The sequence below is a fragment of the Lentzea sp. NBRC 105346 genome, from assembly GCF_030269605.1.
Lineage (GTDB): Bacteria > Actinomycetota > Actinomycetes > Mycobacteriales > Pseudonocardiaceae > Lentzea.
In genome coordinates this window covers 1-536 of record NZ_BSTQ01000049.1, presented here as the reverse complement: position 1 = coordinate 536, position 536 = coordinate 1, and the positions used below count along the sequence as shown (strand labels likewise).

Genomic DNA, 536 nt, shown 5'->3' with positions numbered 1-536 from the left:
CGAAGCCCGTGGCCCAACCCGTAAGGGGGGGAGCGGTCGAAGGTGGGACTGGCGATTGGGACGAAGTCGTAACAAGGTAGCCGTACCGGAAGGTGCGGCTGGATCACCTCCTTTCTAAGGAGCATCTCACCGTTGACCTCAAGCGAATGTCTTGAGCAACGGTCAGACCCACACCAGCCTCGATGCTGGGTGGTGCTCACTAGTGGATGCTGGCTGGCTCGACACACAGTTGTCGCTGGAGTGAGTACTGCGGTTCGTCCGCGTGGAAAGGTCCAGTGAGGGCTGAGTGAACAGATCGGTACGCTGTTGGGTCCTGAGAGAACACGTGAGTGTCTTTCAGTGATCGGATCGCTTCGGCACCTGAACCACCGGCTAGGCCGGCAGGCAGGTAGCGGATATGGGGCGATGACCGTTCGTTCTTTGAGAACTGCACAGTGGATGCGAGCATCTTTGTAGCAAGTTAGTAAGGGCATACGGTGGATGTCTTGGCACCAGGAGCCGATGAAGGACGTAGGAGACTGCGAAAAGTCTAGGGG

Annotated in this window: 2 rRNA genes; both read left to right on the top strand. The window is 57.8% G+C overall.

From position 1 onward, the window contains the following. Positions 1-114 (top strand): 16S ribosomal RNA (locus tag QSK35_RS42550); the annotation flags it as partial. Between the two features lie 339 nt (positions 115-453). After that, a 23S ribosomal RNA gene (locus QSK35_RS42545) occupies positions 454-536 on the top strand; the annotation flags it as partial.